Source organism: Bacillus sp. KH172YL63 (genome assembly GCF_011398925.1).
In the GTDB taxonomy this organism is placed as follows: domain Bacteria; phylum Bacillota; class Bacilli; order Bacillales; family Bacillaceae_B; genus Rossellomorea.
This window is the reverse complement of the sequence record NZ_AP022842.1, coordinates 641,803-656,666: the sequence shown is the minus strand read 5'-3', so window position 1 is coordinate 656,666 and position 14,864 is coordinate 641,803. Positions and strand designations below refer to the sequence as shown.

Genomic DNA, 14,864 nt, shown 5'->3' with positions numbered 1-14,864 from the left:
TCTTTTTACTTATTATAACATTCAGAATACTTCTTTAACTGTTTTTTCCAATATTTATTCATCATGGTAACGAATAAAATCACGGTGATCCCGAGCATGACGAGAGAACTTGATGCCACGATGAAGCGGATCGACACCAATTCGGCACCAACGCCGATGAGGATCGTCGACAGGATGACGAGGGCACCTTCGAGTAATCCATAGATGCTTGCCACCCTTCCCATGATTTCAACCGGGATATGCTCTTGATAGAAAGTTTCAAAACCAGTCGTCGCAAAGGCGAGGGCAAAGGATAAAAGGGCAAAGCCGATTGCCGCACCGAGAAAATCTGCCGTGAAGGCGTAAAAGGTATATCCGAGGGAAACGATCAGCGATCCAACTCCCATCAGGTGCCTGTAATGAAGCTTGTGTGCAAGTGCAGTATTCAAAAGCGATCCGGCGACAAATCCTCCTCCCGCAATGCTTACCAGGTATCCGTATGTGCTATTCGACAGCCCCAGTACTTCTTTAGAAAATGCTGCCTCCAATGAATCGATTGCCGCCGTCATCACGATCATAGAGGTGAACAATACGTACAGAAGCATCACGTACATGTTACGTCCGCTAAAACGCCTGACAATCAGCCAATCCCCTTTGATGACCTCCCAGTTGCTTTCAGCTGTTCCCAGAGGAGTTTCTGCCTTTATGCTCGGTAAAAGCAGGGTAATCACACCTGACAAAAGGAGGGCGCATCCATTCATGTAGATGGCAAATGAAGGCGTACCCATCATGAACATCAAGCCGGCAACACCCGGTCCGATGAGAAACGCGCCTGAGCCGATCAATCCACGGAGCGCATTGAACCGCTGTCTGTTTCCCTTCGGTATGAAAGCCGTGATATAACTCATCGATGCCGGATAAAACACCGCACTTCCCATATTGATGAAAAGCACGACAACAAACATCCACCAGGTCGACGAAAGAAACGGCAGCATGGCAATCAGCACGGCCCTCGAAAAGTCGAGGCCAGCCATCAGGTTCCGCTTATCGACCCGGTCGATCAAGCTCCCTGACCAGCCATTCGTCAACAATGACGCCACGGGCTTAAGCACATAAAGCATCACCACGGCAAGGGGCGAACCCCATTCATCCAGCACAATCAAGTTCAGGGCGATCAAATAGATCCACCCGCCAATATTCGAAATGCCGATTCCAGTCAGCAAAAGTAAAGGATTTTTCCACTTCTTCATTTACATTTCCTCCCCGCGATTTGTAGTGAAAAACAAAAAAATCCCACCCCCAAGACGTTGGTCTTGGGGGCGAGATTGTATATCGCGGTGCCACCCCAGTTCGCTAATATGTCACCATATTAACCTTTTCAGGTACGGCCGTCAGGCTTATACCCTAGCTCAGTAACGGGAGCTTCCGTCATACCATCCCCGACCGGTTCCGGTGCACTGCTCAGAGGCTTGCTTCAATACCGTCCTTCCTGCCCCTTTTCAGCTGCCGGGGCTCTCTGTTCAAGAATTCTCGGTATTTACTCTTCTCTTCGTGGCATTTTTTTGAAATTTTCATTATAGTATCACACATCTTTCAGGAAGTAAATGGAAAGTTTACATCACGAGCTTCTGCCTTAACATCTCCTCATACCCTCCCTTTTCTTTGAGGATTGAGATGATCAGTTCACGGAGTTCCTCCCACTCTCTTCTGTCACGGTCCGTCCCACAATCTGAATAGTGATATTCGTACACATCTTTGTTCATCCTGATTTTCATTGTGTAGGTTCTGCTCGCCAGGATCAGGCAGTCTCCACTGCCGGAAACCGGCTGGCTCTCATGCAGATTCATACTCTCCACTTTTTCATACATGACGTTCATTTCATGTGGGGTGAGTGCCAAAGGCTTTTGTTCATCTCCGTTTACGATTGTGTCTGTAAACGTGCTGATGACCGGCCCTTCATCATAGCGAAGCTCCACGTCAAAGTTGGCTTTATTCGAAAAAAAGCCGCTCAGCTTCCCATTTCCAAACGGCCCCCACTGCTCACCCTTCACGACGGCAAACAAAAAAACGAGGAGACACATGATCATCAAGCTGATCACCGGGGCATACCACCTGCGGCGATACTCTTTTTTCGGCTTTCCATTTGCGAGCCTCTCCCTTACGCCACCCTTCAGTCTGTCATTAAAATCGAACCCGTCCAGTCCTTCTTCCGTCATCTTCCTAATTTGTCTCTGCAGCTCTCTATCCATGGAGTTCCCCCCTTTTTGGATACAATTTTTTAAGTTTCTCTTTCCCTGTCCTCAATCTCGTTTTGGCCGTATTGATATTAATGTGCAAACAGTCGGCGATTTCATGTATTTTCAATCCCTCATAATAATACAGGAACAGAATTTCACGGTACTTGACGGGAAGGGATAATAATCTGTTATGCAGTTCCCTGCCCGTTTCCTTATGTAGAACCTGCTCATCAGGTCTATTTCCCTTCCCAACTTGAATCACGTCATGAAGTTTGTTGGTAAACAGCAGCTTCTTCGTTTCCCATTTCTTGAGGTGGTCCTTGCTCTGGTTGATTGTGATCCGAATGATCCAGGTCTTCAGGGATGACTCGTGCCGGAACGAATCATAACGTTGATAAAACTTCACAAACACCTCTTGGGCGATATCTTCCGCCACACTGTGGTCCTTCACATAAGTGTAGGCAATGTACAGCACTTCTTTCCCGTATCGACTCATGACTTCTTCCAATAGGTCATCCTTTGTCAGGGAAATGTCATATGCCTGGTCTTCACTCATTGGGTCATCACCTCATTTCTAGTACTTTGACGATGCTCGCAGGGAAAAGGTTTGGTTTTTTGTATAAAAAAAGAGCCCTCGTCTTTACGAGCGCTCCCCCTTCATCAGCTTCCCATCTTGCGACGAGTGTTGCTTGGCTTCTTCGTCTGCTGGCTTTGCATGCGTTGGTTTGAAGCCAGTCCGCCTGTTGATTGTTTTCCGCCGGCTTGGGCTTCTTTCTTCTTCGCAAGCTGTTGCTTCATTGCTTCCTGCAGGCTGATTTTTTTCTTTTCTGGCTGTATTGGTTGATCATTATTCGACATAATGGGATCTCCTTTTGAGATTGCAAATTTTTTGAAACTCCCTTTATTATAAACCATCATGTTGAATAAAACATCTCGGCAGTGAAATAAAAAAGCCAATCCATAAAGGATTGGCAATCTGTTTCTAGTGGTATCCGTTCTGACCGTTTGCAGAACCTGATGTTTTCTGTGTCGGTTTATGCTTTCCGTTTTGTTTCGTACCGCCGTCTTTTTTCGTTTTCTTTGTCATGGGGAATCACTCCTATGAAGCGTTTTGTGAACCATTCTTATTGTGTGCGAAAAGGAAAAAGAGTTTCCCGGTAATTACCGGAAAACTCTCCATTTATGCTGCAGGCTGTGGCACTTCTTCGTCAACCTGGATGACGCTTCCGTCGTTTAAGCGCTTTCTCAATGTGTAGATAAAGGCTGATATCACGATAATCGTCACGGCAGATGCGCCCATGTATGCTGTGCCCATTGAAAGGCCAAAGCCGATCGGTGCACTCAGGATATAAGTGAATGTCACCATCGTCATGAAGATCGCCGGGATGGTTGCTACCCAGTGCGGCTTCTTCTGAAGGCCGAGGTACATGGCACCTACCCATAGGGCAATCATCGCCGTGGATTGATTTGCCCAGGAGAAGTATCTCCATAACAGGTTGAAGTCCATTCGTGTAAGCACAACTGATACGATAAACAGTGGAACCGCGATCCATAGTCGGTTGCTCATCTTCACCTGTCCGACTTTGATGTAATCAGCGATGATCATACGTGCACTTCTGAATGATGTATCACCTGATGTGATAGGAAGGACGATGACACCAAGGATCGCAAGTGTACCGCCGATCGAACCAAGCATCAAGACCGATACTTCACTTACGACCGCTGCAGGTCCGCCTTCTTTAAGCACGGCGCTCAGTTCACCCGGCTCGAACAGGCTCATCGCTGCCGCTGCCCAGATCATCGCGATGATCGCTTCAAGGATCATCATACCGTAGAAAATTTTACGTCCGTTCTTTTCATTTTGAGTCGTTCTTGAAATGATCGGTGACTGTGTGGCATGGAAACCTGACAGTGCCCCGCATGAAATCGTCAGGAATAACAGTGGAAAGATCGCTACTGAATCAGGATGCATATTCGTGAGTGACATTTCAGGGATGTCTGCTCCTGTGATCACCAATCCTGCTCCGATTCCGACCGCACTGATCAGAAGAAGCGCCCCGAATAGCGGATAGACTTTTCCGATGATTTTATCGATCGGCAAGAGCGTAGCGACAATATAATACACAAAGATTGCGGCAATGATGACACCCAGTGAAATCCAAGCAGGCGTTAAGTTCGCAATCAGTGCTGCAGGTGCCGTTACAAACACAGTCCCTACAAGGACCAATAACAGAATCGAGAATGCATTGACGACATGTTTCATCGTCTTGCCAAGGAACCTCCCTGCAAGCTCCGGTAAGTGAGCCCCTCCGTTACGGATGGAAATCATACCGGTCAAATAATCATGAACCGCTCCTGCAAAGATTGCACCGAGCACGATCCAAAGGAAAGCAACCGGTCCGTACAATGCGCCCATGATCGGTCCGAATATCGGTCCGACACCGGCAATATTTAATAACTGGATCATGGAATTACGCTTCGTGTCCATAGGAACGTAATCCACTCCGTCCGCCTTTGCATACGCAGGCGTCGACCTGTTTTCATTGATGCCAAAAATCTTTTCAATTAATTTTCCATATGTGAAATACCCGATGATTAAAACAATGATTGCGACCAGAAATGTGATCATTCAAGTGATCCCCTTTCGTTCGTTTATGAATACGCTTTCATTATAGCAACCATATTCACCGTTTCGTCACATTCTGTTTAACGTGTCAGAAATCAAGGTCGACATGTCGGTTGGCGCGGTTGACATGCAGAAAAAAAGTACCAGGCCGTCTTTCTGCCTGGTACCACTTACAGCTCCAACCGTTCTCGAAGCTCTTTCACATAGTTCCTGCTCACCGGGATAGACTCGCCTGCGCCGTGGACTTTCAGCTGATAGACGCCGCTCCCCCATGGAATCAGTTCGTCGACAAACGGGAGCTGTACGAGATAGCTTTTGTGAACCCGAAAGAATGGATAGGTCGTCAGCTTCGCTTCCAGATCCTTGATCGGCAGCCTGCATGTGTATTTCTTTTTCTCCGTACAGATGACGGTTTCCCGCTCCTCACGGTAAATATATAGAATGTCTTTCGGGTTGATGAAAACGATTTTGTCCTCATCCTGCACAGCCAGCTTTCCAATCGAAGGTGACTGCTCTTTATCCTCGACTTTCAACACATGTTTCAACCGTTCCATCGTCCGGGCAAGCTGCTCTTCCTCGAACGGCTTCAGAAGGTAATCGACAGCTTCCACCCTGAATGCTTTCAGGGCGTAGTCAGGATACGCAGTGGCAAAGACGATTTGAGGCTTCCGCTTCATTTTCTGAAGTGCTTCTGCCAAATCCACTCCGCTCATTCCTGGCATTTCAATATCGAGGAATAAGACGTCCGGTTCCTTCGTCAGGATGATTTCCAAGCCTTTTTCTGCTGAGCTTGCTTCCCCTACAACATCCACCCACGGATATCCGCTTAAAAGGTGCTTCATTTCCTCCCGGCTATACGGTTCATCATCGATTATGGCGACTTTCATCCCTTTTCACTCCTTAGCGTAAATTTGACAGTCGTGCCTTTGCCAATTGAGGAAGAGATCGACAGTCCGGCGTCTTTCCCCATCATCATTTCCAATCTTTTATTTACGTTATAAAGTCCGATCCCTGTGCCTGAATGTGATTCAACGGGAGCTTCCAACAGCTGATCCAACCTGTCTTCAAGTATGCCGTATCCGTTATCCGATACCGAAACTGTCACACCGCCCCCGCTTTCAGAGATGGTGATTTTCAGAACAAATCCTTCTTCCACATTCTTCATTCCATGCTTGATCGCATTCTCAACCAGCGGCTGAAGGGTGATGGAAGGGACTTTCGCCTGCAGTGCGTCTTCATCGATTTCATAGACAACGCTCAGCCTGTCAAAGAACCGTGCCTCCTCAATCGCAAGATAAGACTGCACATGCTGGCATTCTTCCTTCAGTGTCGAGGTGGATTTCGTGCTTCCGGTCAGGTTCTGCCTCACAAACTGTGAAAGGGCGATCAGCAGCGTCCTTGCCTTATCCGGATTGATTCTTGTAAGCGATACGATGACATTGATCGTATTGAACAGAAAGTGGGGATTGATCTGGGCTTGAAGGGCCTTCACTTCTGACTGCTTCGCCAGTTCTTTATGTGTATCGATCTCTGCCAGCTCAAGCTGGTGACTGAGAAGGGTCGCGATTCCTTTGGTCAATTCCATCAGGATCGGGGTGATTTCCTTTTCAGAGTGAAAATAGAATTTCAACGTCCCGACGATCTCATCCCCTTTGAGCAGAGGCGCCATGATCGCTGCGCCCAATGGGCACCCATCCCGGTCGCACTGGATATCCTCCCTGCCTACTTTCATCAGTTCACCGGTTCCGATCACTTTCTTCGTCGCTTCGGTTTGAATCGGCCTGCCTTCGTGATGATGATCCGATGCAAGTCCCACATGGGCAAGAATATGGGACGTGTTGGTGATCGAAACGGCGAGGGCATTTACATCCCTCATCAGAATTTCACAAGTAGCCTGTGCCGACACGGCATTGAGCCCTTTGCGCATATATTTGACGGTGGAATCGGCGAGCCGCAGTGCCTTCTGTGATTGGGCCGCACCCATCCGCTCCTCTTCATGGAATACACTCTTGATGATCAGCAAAAAAATACCGGTGCCGACGCCGTTCGCGAGGATCATCGGCAAGCCGATATCGGAAACGAGCAGGTAGGCATCGTTGAATGGTTTGGATAACAGCAGGATGAGAAGCATCTGCATCCCTTCTGCGATAAAGCCGACGAGAAATGCTTTCTGCGGGGAAACGAGCCGGTTTTTCTTTTCCCGCTTCCCGATCCATCCTGCCAAAAGACCTGCGAGCACCGTCGAAATCCCACAGGAGAAGGCTGTGAAACCGCCAAGGAAATAGCGGTGAACACCGGCAACGAGTCCTGCACCGAGCCCGATCCAAGGTCCCCCAAGGAGACCAGCCACCACGACCCCGATCACCCTTGAGTTCGCGATCGCCTCATTTTGCTGGAGATGCCACTGCCATTTGGTGTACTCCTCCTGAAATGGATTCACAATCAAGCCTGTATATGTACCGACGATCCCGAAGAAACCAAATAATAAGATGATCAGGATCGTCTGCCTCTTTTTCACATGATTCCGCTTCTCGATCAAGTGACGGAAAAAGCTGATCCTCGTCATCACAAATGCAATCGTCACGATGATGCCGAGCCGCTCGATCATTGCCGCTACCAACATGCGTCCCACCTCCTTTGTGTTTAAGCATAAAAAAAGAAGACCTACCGAACAATGTGTTCAATAGCATCTTCCCCTTGTTTATCCATTCCTATGTCCGGGGAACAATTTCCCCTATTTTAACACGAATCATGCTCCTTAATGGTGACTAATGCGTTGATTTCACCGCCGATCATGATGATGATCCCGGTTAGATAAAACCAGATCATGAGGACGATGATCCCCCCGATGCTCCCGTAGGTCGCCGAGTAATTTCCGAAGCTCCCTACATAAAAGGAGAACGCCAGGGAAACGAGTACCCAGCCGAGCGTCGCAAAGATTGCCCCCGGGAAGGCACTTAAGCACTTGATCCGTTTACTTGGAGCGAAATAATACAATCCGACAAACACAATGAAAAGGATGATCGGACTGATCGCCCAGCGGATCGCATTCCATATCGACAGGAACTGCTCGGAAAATCCGAATTGGGAGAAAAGGAATATGCCGATCTGCTTTCCGAATACTGGAAGCAAAAGGGCTACCACAAATACTAAAATCATGCCGAGCGTCAAAAGGATCGACATGAGGCGGGTGGCGATGAACGACCTTGATTCTCCCACATCATATGCTCTGTTCAGGCTTTTCACGATCGCATTCATCCCATTCGAAGCTGACCAGATCGTGGCAATGATACTGATAGACAGCAATCCGGAATTACGATTCGTCATGACATCCTCCAGCGTCTCCTCGATCATCGCCATCGTCTCGCCCGGTGCGAAATCCCTGACGACGCCGAGCAGATCCCCCTGTTCGACAGGCAGATATGGCAAGAGGGTCACGATGAAGATCAGCAGCGGAAAGAGTGACAATAGAAAGTAATAAGCAATCTGAGCCGCAAGACCCGTTACATCATTCTCACTGATATTCGAGAAAAGACTTTTTGAAAATCCTTTCCATCCTCCTTTAACCGTTTCTTCAGACATCTTCTCACCCCGTTTGATTAGTAGCCCTTGAAAGATGATGCAATCGGTTGATTTTCTTCATCTGACAGGGTCAGTTCATTTGATGTTTCCCGATCTGAGAACGTCTCTTTGTATGCTTCTGATGAATCTTCAAACGTTTCTCTCGTCTCATCGATGATTTCCTTCACCTGCGGGGACATCCCTTTGATTTCTTCCACCTTTTCACTGATGAATTGAATATCCCTGCCCACCTGATCTGCGGTTGTCCGCAGCTTTTCATACACGTCCTTCGACGCATCGACCAGGCTTTGGGGATTTCTTGTATAGGCAGACAGGTATTCGCCGCCATTTTTCAGGGAGGTACCGACTTCCTCACGTGTTTTTTTGTCCAGCAGAGACAGAAGTCCCCCTGCAACGGCTCCTAACATGACCCCTTTGAAAAATTTATTGCTTCCCATATGTATTGCCCTCCTTCAATCCATTGTCTTTTATTATTTTATTCAGCAACAGCCCGCATCCGGTTTCCACTAATTCGTACACTTCTTGAAAATTCCCGGTATAATACGGATCAGGTACATCCTGCAGATCACTTTCCTCTATGAGCGAAAGGAGCTTGAACACCTTGCCGTGATGCTCTTTTTCAAGCATCTCCATCACATGCTGTTCATTGGATGAATCCATGGCAACGATGTAGTCATACTCCCTATCCTCCGCCGTAAACTGGCGGGCTTTGAGGCCATCGCTGTCTATGTTATTTTCGCTAAGGATGGACAAAGTTCCTTCATGAGGTTTCTTTCCTGTATGCCAGTCGCCTGTGCCAGCAGAGTCCACCTCAATGACTCCTTCAAGGTTCCCGGCCTTCACCTTCGCCCTGAAGATTGCTTCTGCCATCGGGGAACGGCATATATTCCCGAGACACACGAACAAAACAGATACCATCAGCACGCCTCCTCCAACGTTTTAGCTTATCTACTTATTCCCCATTCCATAATAGTGTAAAACATTAGCCGGAAAAAATCCTTACAAAAACTACATCGTGTGAAGTCATGTTGACAGTGGGGCCAAATCATGGAAAGATAAATGATATAAAACAGGTACGTCAGAAAGGACGATTTCAAGTGGATTTATCTCAAAATACAGCAGAGAATATCGAATTCATGGTAACAGCAATCAAAGAAAAATTAAAAATAGTCAACGCCGGTGCCGTCAAACCAGAAGATTTCGATGAAGCGATGTACGAAGACCTTCATGATTTGTACGTCATGGTCGACCGCAAAGAACGGTTCAGCCCGAGTGAAATGACGGCCATTATCGAAGAAATGGGCAATCTTCGCCGTAAATAAGAAGATTACCCACTTAAAGAGGGGACATTCCCGCAAAGGTAATAAATACCTTGGGGAATGTCCCCTTTCATGTATATGTCCTATTTAGACAGAAGCTTCAGAGATTCACGGTTGAATGCAGGAAGATCATCCGGTGTCCTGCTCGTGACGAGCTGATCTCCGCACACGACGACCTCTTTGTCCTCATATGTCACGCCTGCATATTCCATGTCGACCTTAATGGATTTAAAGCCTGTCGCCTTCCGTCCTTCCAAGGCTTTAGCCGTAATCAATAATTGCGGTCCGTGGCAGATGGCGAAGACCGGCTTCTTCTCATCCATGAAATGCTTCGTGAATGCGACGAAGCGTTCATCGGCACGAAGCTGATCCGGTGAGAATCCCCCAGGCAGCAACAGGGCATCAAAGTCGGATGGATTGACATCATCGATGCTTTGATCGATTGTCACCGACGCATCCCCCTGCTTCCCTTTCACCGTTTTCCCTTTTTCCTTCTCAATCGTCACCACTTCATGTCCCGCTTCTTTAAACGCTTTTTCAGGATCTGTCCATTCTACGTCTTCAAACATGTCTGTAATCAATGTAGCGATTTTAGCCATAAAATATAACACTCCTATTTATCGTTTGTTTTCTTCACACATGTACTTTACCCGCCATGCAAAAATCAAAACCCTTTATTATCCATCGTAAATTGAGAAAAAATCGTATTCCTCTGCACTTTATATACTTCTTTCCCTGCCATATCATTGATGATTTGAATATTCCGGTCTACTGCGAGTCCGAGGTTCGTCGCACCGGCACCGTGGGAATGCTCCAGGTTCGTCACCGTATAAAACCGGTGGTCCCGATCCGGGTTCTCCTTGAATTGAAGCCGGTAGTCCCGGGACACTTTATACTTCTTGTCATCCTCCCACACGATCTTGTCGTTGAACGCATCGAAGAACCATTGAGGGATATTCGGTTTATACCCTGTCGCCAATATCACCTTGTCACTTCCATAGGAAAACGTTCGGTCCTCCTGCCATTGACGGCAGCTCAGCATATACCCGTCACCTTCTTTCCGGATCTCATTCACTTCCGTCAGAGGCTGGATCGTGATGCGCGGTGAACGGTCGCTGACCGAATGATTGTACAGGATGTTATAGATTTGATTGAGCGTATCCGGATCGATTCCATTCCTGAGCTGATCCAGCGTCTCCAAGGCCTCCATCCGTTTTTCATACGTCAGCCCGTGGAAATAATCCACATAGTCCGGCGCGAAGAACTCCTGCCCAAGCTTCGACGACTCGAGCTGCAGGATCCCCTCGGACCTGGTCAGCCACGTAAGCTCATACGAATGATGTCTCTGCTCCTTCAATAAATCGTAGAATACCTCGGCAGCACTTTGCCCCGAACCGACAATCGTAATCGACGAACCTTCCATCGTACCCTCTTTACGAAACAGATATTGACTCGTATGATAGATATCCTCATCAGGGAGCCCGTCCATCCCGTCCAGAATCAATGGCTTACTGCCAGTCCCCATCACGACATTCCGGGCGTGGTACACTTCCCCTTCACCGGTCAGACGGTTATTCACTTCCACCTTATAAAAATCACCTTCATCCGTGACCGCGGTCACTTCACTCTGAAATTGGCACGACGGCAGCTGCCCCACCACCCAGCGGGCGTAATCATTGTACTCCTGCCGCGGCATCTCGAACTTTTGAAAGAAAAAAAACTTATATAAACGATTGTGTGTATGTAAATAATTCAAGTAACTGTACCGGCTCTGCGGATTCGCAAACGTCACCAAATCAGCGATGAACGGCACCTGCAAATCGGTCAGATTGATCAGCATCCCCGGATGCCACTGGAACTCAGGCGTCTGATCAAAAAATCTCACCTTCAGATCCGTCTTCTCCTCCATCAGCGCCGCCAAACTCAAATTATACGGACCGATCCCAATCCCGATACAATCATACATATCCTCTCTATTCACGTGACTTCCCTCCATCTTCATGACATCTCTTCTATTTTTACCCCAAAAGGGCCGGCGATTACCCTGTTTAGGGGAAAATTTGCCGGAGAGGTGTGGTGGAGCGTGGTTTTTGGTGGATATGGAGGGTGATTTTTGGGTGGGGGCTGGGTTTGAGGTTGTTTATTATCGGGGGTGGGGTGGTTATTGCTTGGATTGGGGCGTTTATTAGAGGGGTTGGGGCGTTTATGACCTGGTCTGGGCGCTTATTATCGGGTTTGAAGTGCTTATTGCTTGGATTGGAGCGTTTATTAGAGGGTTGGGGGCGTTTTCCACCTGGTCTGGGGTGTTTATTATCGGGTCTGATGATATATTATCGAGTTTGCCCCGTATATTATCGAGTTTCCGGATATATTATCAACTTCGACGTGGATATTATCGACTTTGACGATATATTATCGACTTCTCCCCTTTTATTATCAACTCCCCAGATGACCGACTTCTCTCCCCTAACTCTCCTCTTACCATCAACTCCCCCAATAAGCGGCCTCACTCCCCCTACCACCAACTTCCCCCAAATAAATGCCCGCCCCCAACCAAAAAAACCAATCCCCTCCACAAGATCAGTTTTTCCTGAAAATCATTACGTACCAGCCGCCTTCTTTTACAATCGGTTCCACCGAATCAACTGTAAAATCCGTTTTCCCGGCGAGTGTTTCCATCTCTTTCTGGGACGGGATCGGGTAAAGGTTCTGAAATGTCATGAAGAAGCTGTTGAAGGCACTGGAAAATTGTTTACCGTGCTTGGATTTCTGCATCGGGGTCAGGACGAAGAACACGCCTTCCGGCTCCAGCCAAGTGGAGGCTTTCTCGAAAAATTGCAGCCGTTCCGACGGATCGATGTAGTGAAAGAGGTTGTTGGCCATGATCATGTCAAAGCGTTCTTCCGGATCATACTCATGAAGATCCTTACACATGACGTCCACGTTCTGATATGCCTGCAGCGACTCTTCTGCCGCCTTGGCGACCGCTTCATGGATTTCAATTCCGACCATCCTCATCTCAGGATGCCTTTCCCCTATTCTCTTCACGTATCCACCTTCTCCGCACCCCAGGTCAAGAATCGATTTCACTCCGTAGTTCTTGATAGCCTTTTGGACTTTTGGAAAAGCAAATCTCTCGAGGAGAATCGATGTTTTCGCGACCGTGGAACCATGAATATTCGAGTTGAAGTGCTGCTTGGTCCGGTTGCGCAACAATTGTGGATAAGACAGCAGCGCCGGAATATGGAGCTCCATCATTTCTTTTAATAAAATGCCTGAAGAATGGGGATCACTCTTCGATGAAGGCAGCTTCCATCTGTTCCTCGTCGTGACTTTATCATCCTCGACCCGCTTCAGGTGCTTGATCGTGATGCCGACCTCCACCCATTGTTCGAGCAAATCCATTTCAATGTTCCTGGCCAGTGCCACTTGCTGAATCGTTGCGGGTTCTGTAAAACTTTCAAACAGCTCCATTTCATATCCGACATATGCATGCCAGCTGTATAGGAAAGGGACATTTTTCTTCATCCAGCTCCTGGCCCTCCATACTTTCACAATTTCACCTATCATTGTAATGCCTCCTTTCCTTTCCATGGGTAATCCTCTTGTTCTGTAAATGCGGGCATTCTCTTTTCTTCATCGGTCAACGGGTCTTTCCTCAAAGGGAGCACGCCGCCTTGAATCATGCGATCGTATAATGTTTCCCGCCACATCCCGAGCCCGGATATATTCAGCATCTGTTTATAATGGGAAATGGCATCCCTCTCCATCCGCTGCAGGCTTTTGTTCCTGAGCCAGCCTATCGGTCGATAGGGGTATGAGTAGGCGAGGGCAGACAGATGACTAAGGTGCATCTGGTGGGAAACCCTCCGCTTCCTAACCTTCGGATACCATTGTAAATTGACCGGATCCAGCTTTTTCTGTCCATACATATCGCATAACAATTCCCCCAGGATGCTGCCATCCTGAATGGCCATATTCATGCCCTCTCCCGCCATCGGATGGACCGTATGGGCAGCGTCACCGATGAGGGCCAGATGATCCTTGACGTATGTATCTACATGGTATTTCATCGGGACCATCAGCTGGATTTTCTTCCAATCTTCTATTTGATCCACATAGCCTTCAAGATCGGGGCACAGGTGGACATACAGCTTATGAAACTCTGAGATCGGCTTTTTCCGGAGTGTTTTATACTCACCGGCAGGAATGAGGTAAACTGACCTCACTTCGTCATTCGGGAGCGGAAATAACCCTAGGAAGGATTGATAGGTAGAAATGATCTTGCCTTTTACCATCTCCTTCGGTCTCGGAAAGGTCACCGTCAGAAAATGATGATTGTACTTCTTTTCCTTCACATCGATCCCCATATAGTCACGAGTGACCGAACTCCTTCCTTCTGCTCCTATGATAAAGTCGCTATGAATCTCATATTCTCCCTTCGTCTCTCTGTCTTCGACGGTCACCTGATGCCCGTCTATCTTCTTACAGGCTGTATTCGGCAAGTAGTGAAAAGTCGGGTAACGCTCCCCTTGTTTCCGTAGAATATCCTTTAACGTTTCATGATGGATCATCATCGAATAGGGGTGACGGCTCGGGAGGATCGAATAGCTCATCATCGAGCGGTCGGCGTCTGATTCATCCCGCTTCAATTCTATGAGTTCTAAATCAGATATGGCGTGTCCATTCTCGGAAACTGCATCCAGGACGCCCAGTGACTCGAATATTTCCAGACTCTTAGGCTGCAGAAGCTCTCCTTTATACACCGATCCCGGTCCAGGTAAACGCTCGACAATCGTCACATCGATGTTGCACGCAGCGAGCTTCAAACCTAGCGTCAGACCTCCGATTCCACCACCGCTGATCAAAACGTCCGTCTTCATCTCTTCTCATCACCTCTTTCCCTCTCTATATCCTATTTCCATTATGTTGAAACTTGGCGATGTGTTTCTTCATATTCGTCAGGAACAGACAGCTTTGGCCCATAGAAACAAAGAATAAGAAATTTGTAGAACGGGATATTTCCCGGAAAATATAAAGGTTCCTCATTCATTCGCCTACGCAATTTGTCGGATGGTCACTCTTCGGGCTTTCGACATTTCCAGGGAATATGTGTAGAAG

General features: G+C 47.7%; 15 protein-coding genes and 1 other annotated feature. Of the genes, 1 reads left to right on the top strand and 14 read right to left on the bottom strand.

Annotated features, from left to right (window positions below; genetic code table 11):
• Positions 1 to 5: 5 nt before the first annotated feature.
• The 10 genes from KH172YL63_RS03235 to KH172YL63_RS03190 form a co-directional block, all read right to left on the bottom strand.
• Positions 6 to 1,229: an MFS transporter gene (locus tag KH172YL63_RS03235; RefSeq protein ID WP_173104762.1), complete on the bottom strand. Its 1,224-nt coding sequence runs from the start codon at positions 1,227 to 1,229 to the stop codon at positions 6 to 8.
• 62 nt (positions 1,230 to 1,291) lie between these two features.
• Positions 1,292 to 1,541, bottom strand: a binding site (T-box leader).
• Positions 1,542 to 1,592: 51 nt separating this feature from the next.
• A complete protein-coding gene (locus KH172YL63_RS03230) occupies positions 1,593 to 2,228 on the bottom strand; it encodes a hypothetical protein (RefSeq protein WP_173104761.1) in 636 nt (211 codons plus the stop codon).
• Positions 2,221 to 2,772, bottom strand: coding sequence for a sigma-70 family RNA polymerase sigma factor (locus tag KH172YL63_RS03225; protein ID WP_173104760.1), 552 nt, complete (start codon positions 2,770 to 2,772; stop codon positions 2,221 to 2,223). Before KH172YL63_RS03225 ends, KH172YL63_RS03230 begins: the two co-directional genes overlap by 8 nt.
• A gap of 104 nt (positions 2,773 to 2,876) precedes the next feature.
• The gene (locus KH172YL63_RS03220; protein WP_173104759.1) at positions 2,877 to 3,074 is read right to left on the bottom strand and encodes a hypothetical protein; all 198 of its coding nucleotides are present in this window, start codon (positions 3,072 to 3,074) and stop codon (positions 2,877 to 2,879) included.
• Positions 3,075 to 3,396: 322 nt separating this feature from the next.
• Positions 3,397 to 4,845, bottom strand: a complete 1,449-nt coding sequence (locus tag KH172YL63_RS03215) for a carbon starvation CstA family protein (RefSeq protein WP_173104758.1) — start codon at positions 4,843 to 4,845, stop codon at positions 3,397 to 3,399.
• Positions 4,846 to 5,012: 167 nt separating this feature from the next.
• Positions 5,013 to 5,729 (bottom strand): LytR/AlgR family response regulator transcription factor, encoded by a 717-nt coding sequence (locus KH172YL63_RS03210; protein WP_173104757.1) that lies wholly within the window; start codon positions 5,727 to 5,729, stop codon positions 5,013 to 5,015.
• The gene (locus KH172YL63_RS03205; RefSeq protein ID WP_173104756.1) at positions 5,726 to 7,465 is read right to left on the bottom strand and encodes a sensor histidine kinase; all 1,740 of its coding nucleotides are present in this window, start codon (positions 7,463 to 7,465) and stop codon (positions 5,726 to 5,728) included. The genes KH172YL63_RS03210 and KH172YL63_RS03205 overlap by 4 nt, the downstream gene beginning before the upstream one ends.
• A gap of 116 nt (positions 7,466 to 7,581) precedes the next feature.
• On the bottom strand, positions 7,582 to 8,424 hold the full coding sequence (locus KH172YL63_RS03200; RefSeq protein ID WP_173104755.1) for a YihY/virulence factor BrkB family protein: 843 nt from the start codon (positions 8,422 to 8,424) through the stop codon (positions 7,582 to 7,584).
• A gap of 17 nt (positions 8,425 to 8,441) precedes the next feature.
• Complete coding sequence (locus KH172YL63_RS03195) at positions 8,442 to 8,861, bottom strand: YtxH domain-containing protein (protein ID WP_173104754.1); 420 nt, start codon at positions 8,859 to 8,861, stop codon at positions 8,442 to 8,444.
• Entirely contained in the window at positions 8,848 to 9,342 is a 495-nt protein-coding gene (locus KH172YL63_RS03190) for a low molecular weight protein-tyrosine-phosphatase (RefSeq protein ID WP_173104753.1), read from the bottom strand. Before KH172YL63_RS03190 ends, KH172YL63_RS03195 begins: the two co-directional genes overlap by 14 nt.
• Before the next feature lie 179 nt (positions 9,343 to 9,521).
• Between KH172YL63_RS03190 and KH172YL63_RS03185 the strand changes: the two genes are divergently transcribed.
• A complete protein-coding gene (locus KH172YL63_RS03185) occupies positions 9,522 to 9,746 on the top strand; it encodes a DUF1128 domain-containing protein (protein WP_173104752.1) in 225 nt (74 codons plus the stop codon).
• An 80-nt stretch (positions 9,747 to 9,826) separates the two neighbouring features.
• Here KH172YL63_RS03185 and KH172YL63_RS03180 read toward each other — a convergent pair whose 3' ends face one another.
• The 4 genes from KH172YL63_RS03180 to KH172YL63_RS03165 form a co-directional block, all read right to left on the bottom strand.
• The gene (locus KH172YL63_RS03180) at positions 9,827 to 10,342 is read right to left on the bottom strand and encodes a type 1 glutamine amidotransferase domain-containing protein (protein WP_173104751.1); all 516 of its coding nucleotides are present in this window, start codon (positions 10,340 to 10,342) and stop codon (positions 9,827 to 9,829) included.
• 65 nt (positions 10,343 to 10,407) lie between these two features.
• Entirely contained in the window at positions 10,408 to 11,724 is a 1,317-nt protein-coding gene (locus tag KH172YL63_RS03175; protein ID WP_232066108.1) for a lysine N(6)-hydroxylase/L-ornithine N(5)-oxygenase family protein, read from the bottom strand.
• Positions 11,725 to 12,323: 599 nt separating this feature from the next.
• Positions 12,324 to 13,313, bottom strand: a complete 990-nt coding sequence (locus tag KH172YL63_RS03170; protein WP_173104750.1) for a class I SAM-dependent methyltransferase — start codon at positions 13,311 to 13,313, stop codon at positions 12,324 to 12,326.
• Positions 13,310 to 14,626 carry an FAD-dependent oxidoreductase gene (locus tag KH172YL63_RS03165; protein ID WP_173104749.1) on the bottom strand — a complete coding sequence of 439 codons (1,317 nt, stop codon included), beginning with the start codon at positions 14,624 to 14,626 and terminating at the stop codon, positions 13,310 to 13,312. Before KH172YL63_RS03165 ends, KH172YL63_RS03170 begins: the two co-directional genes overlap by 4 nt.
• Between the last annotated feature and the right edge of the window lie 238 nt (positions 14,627 to 14,864).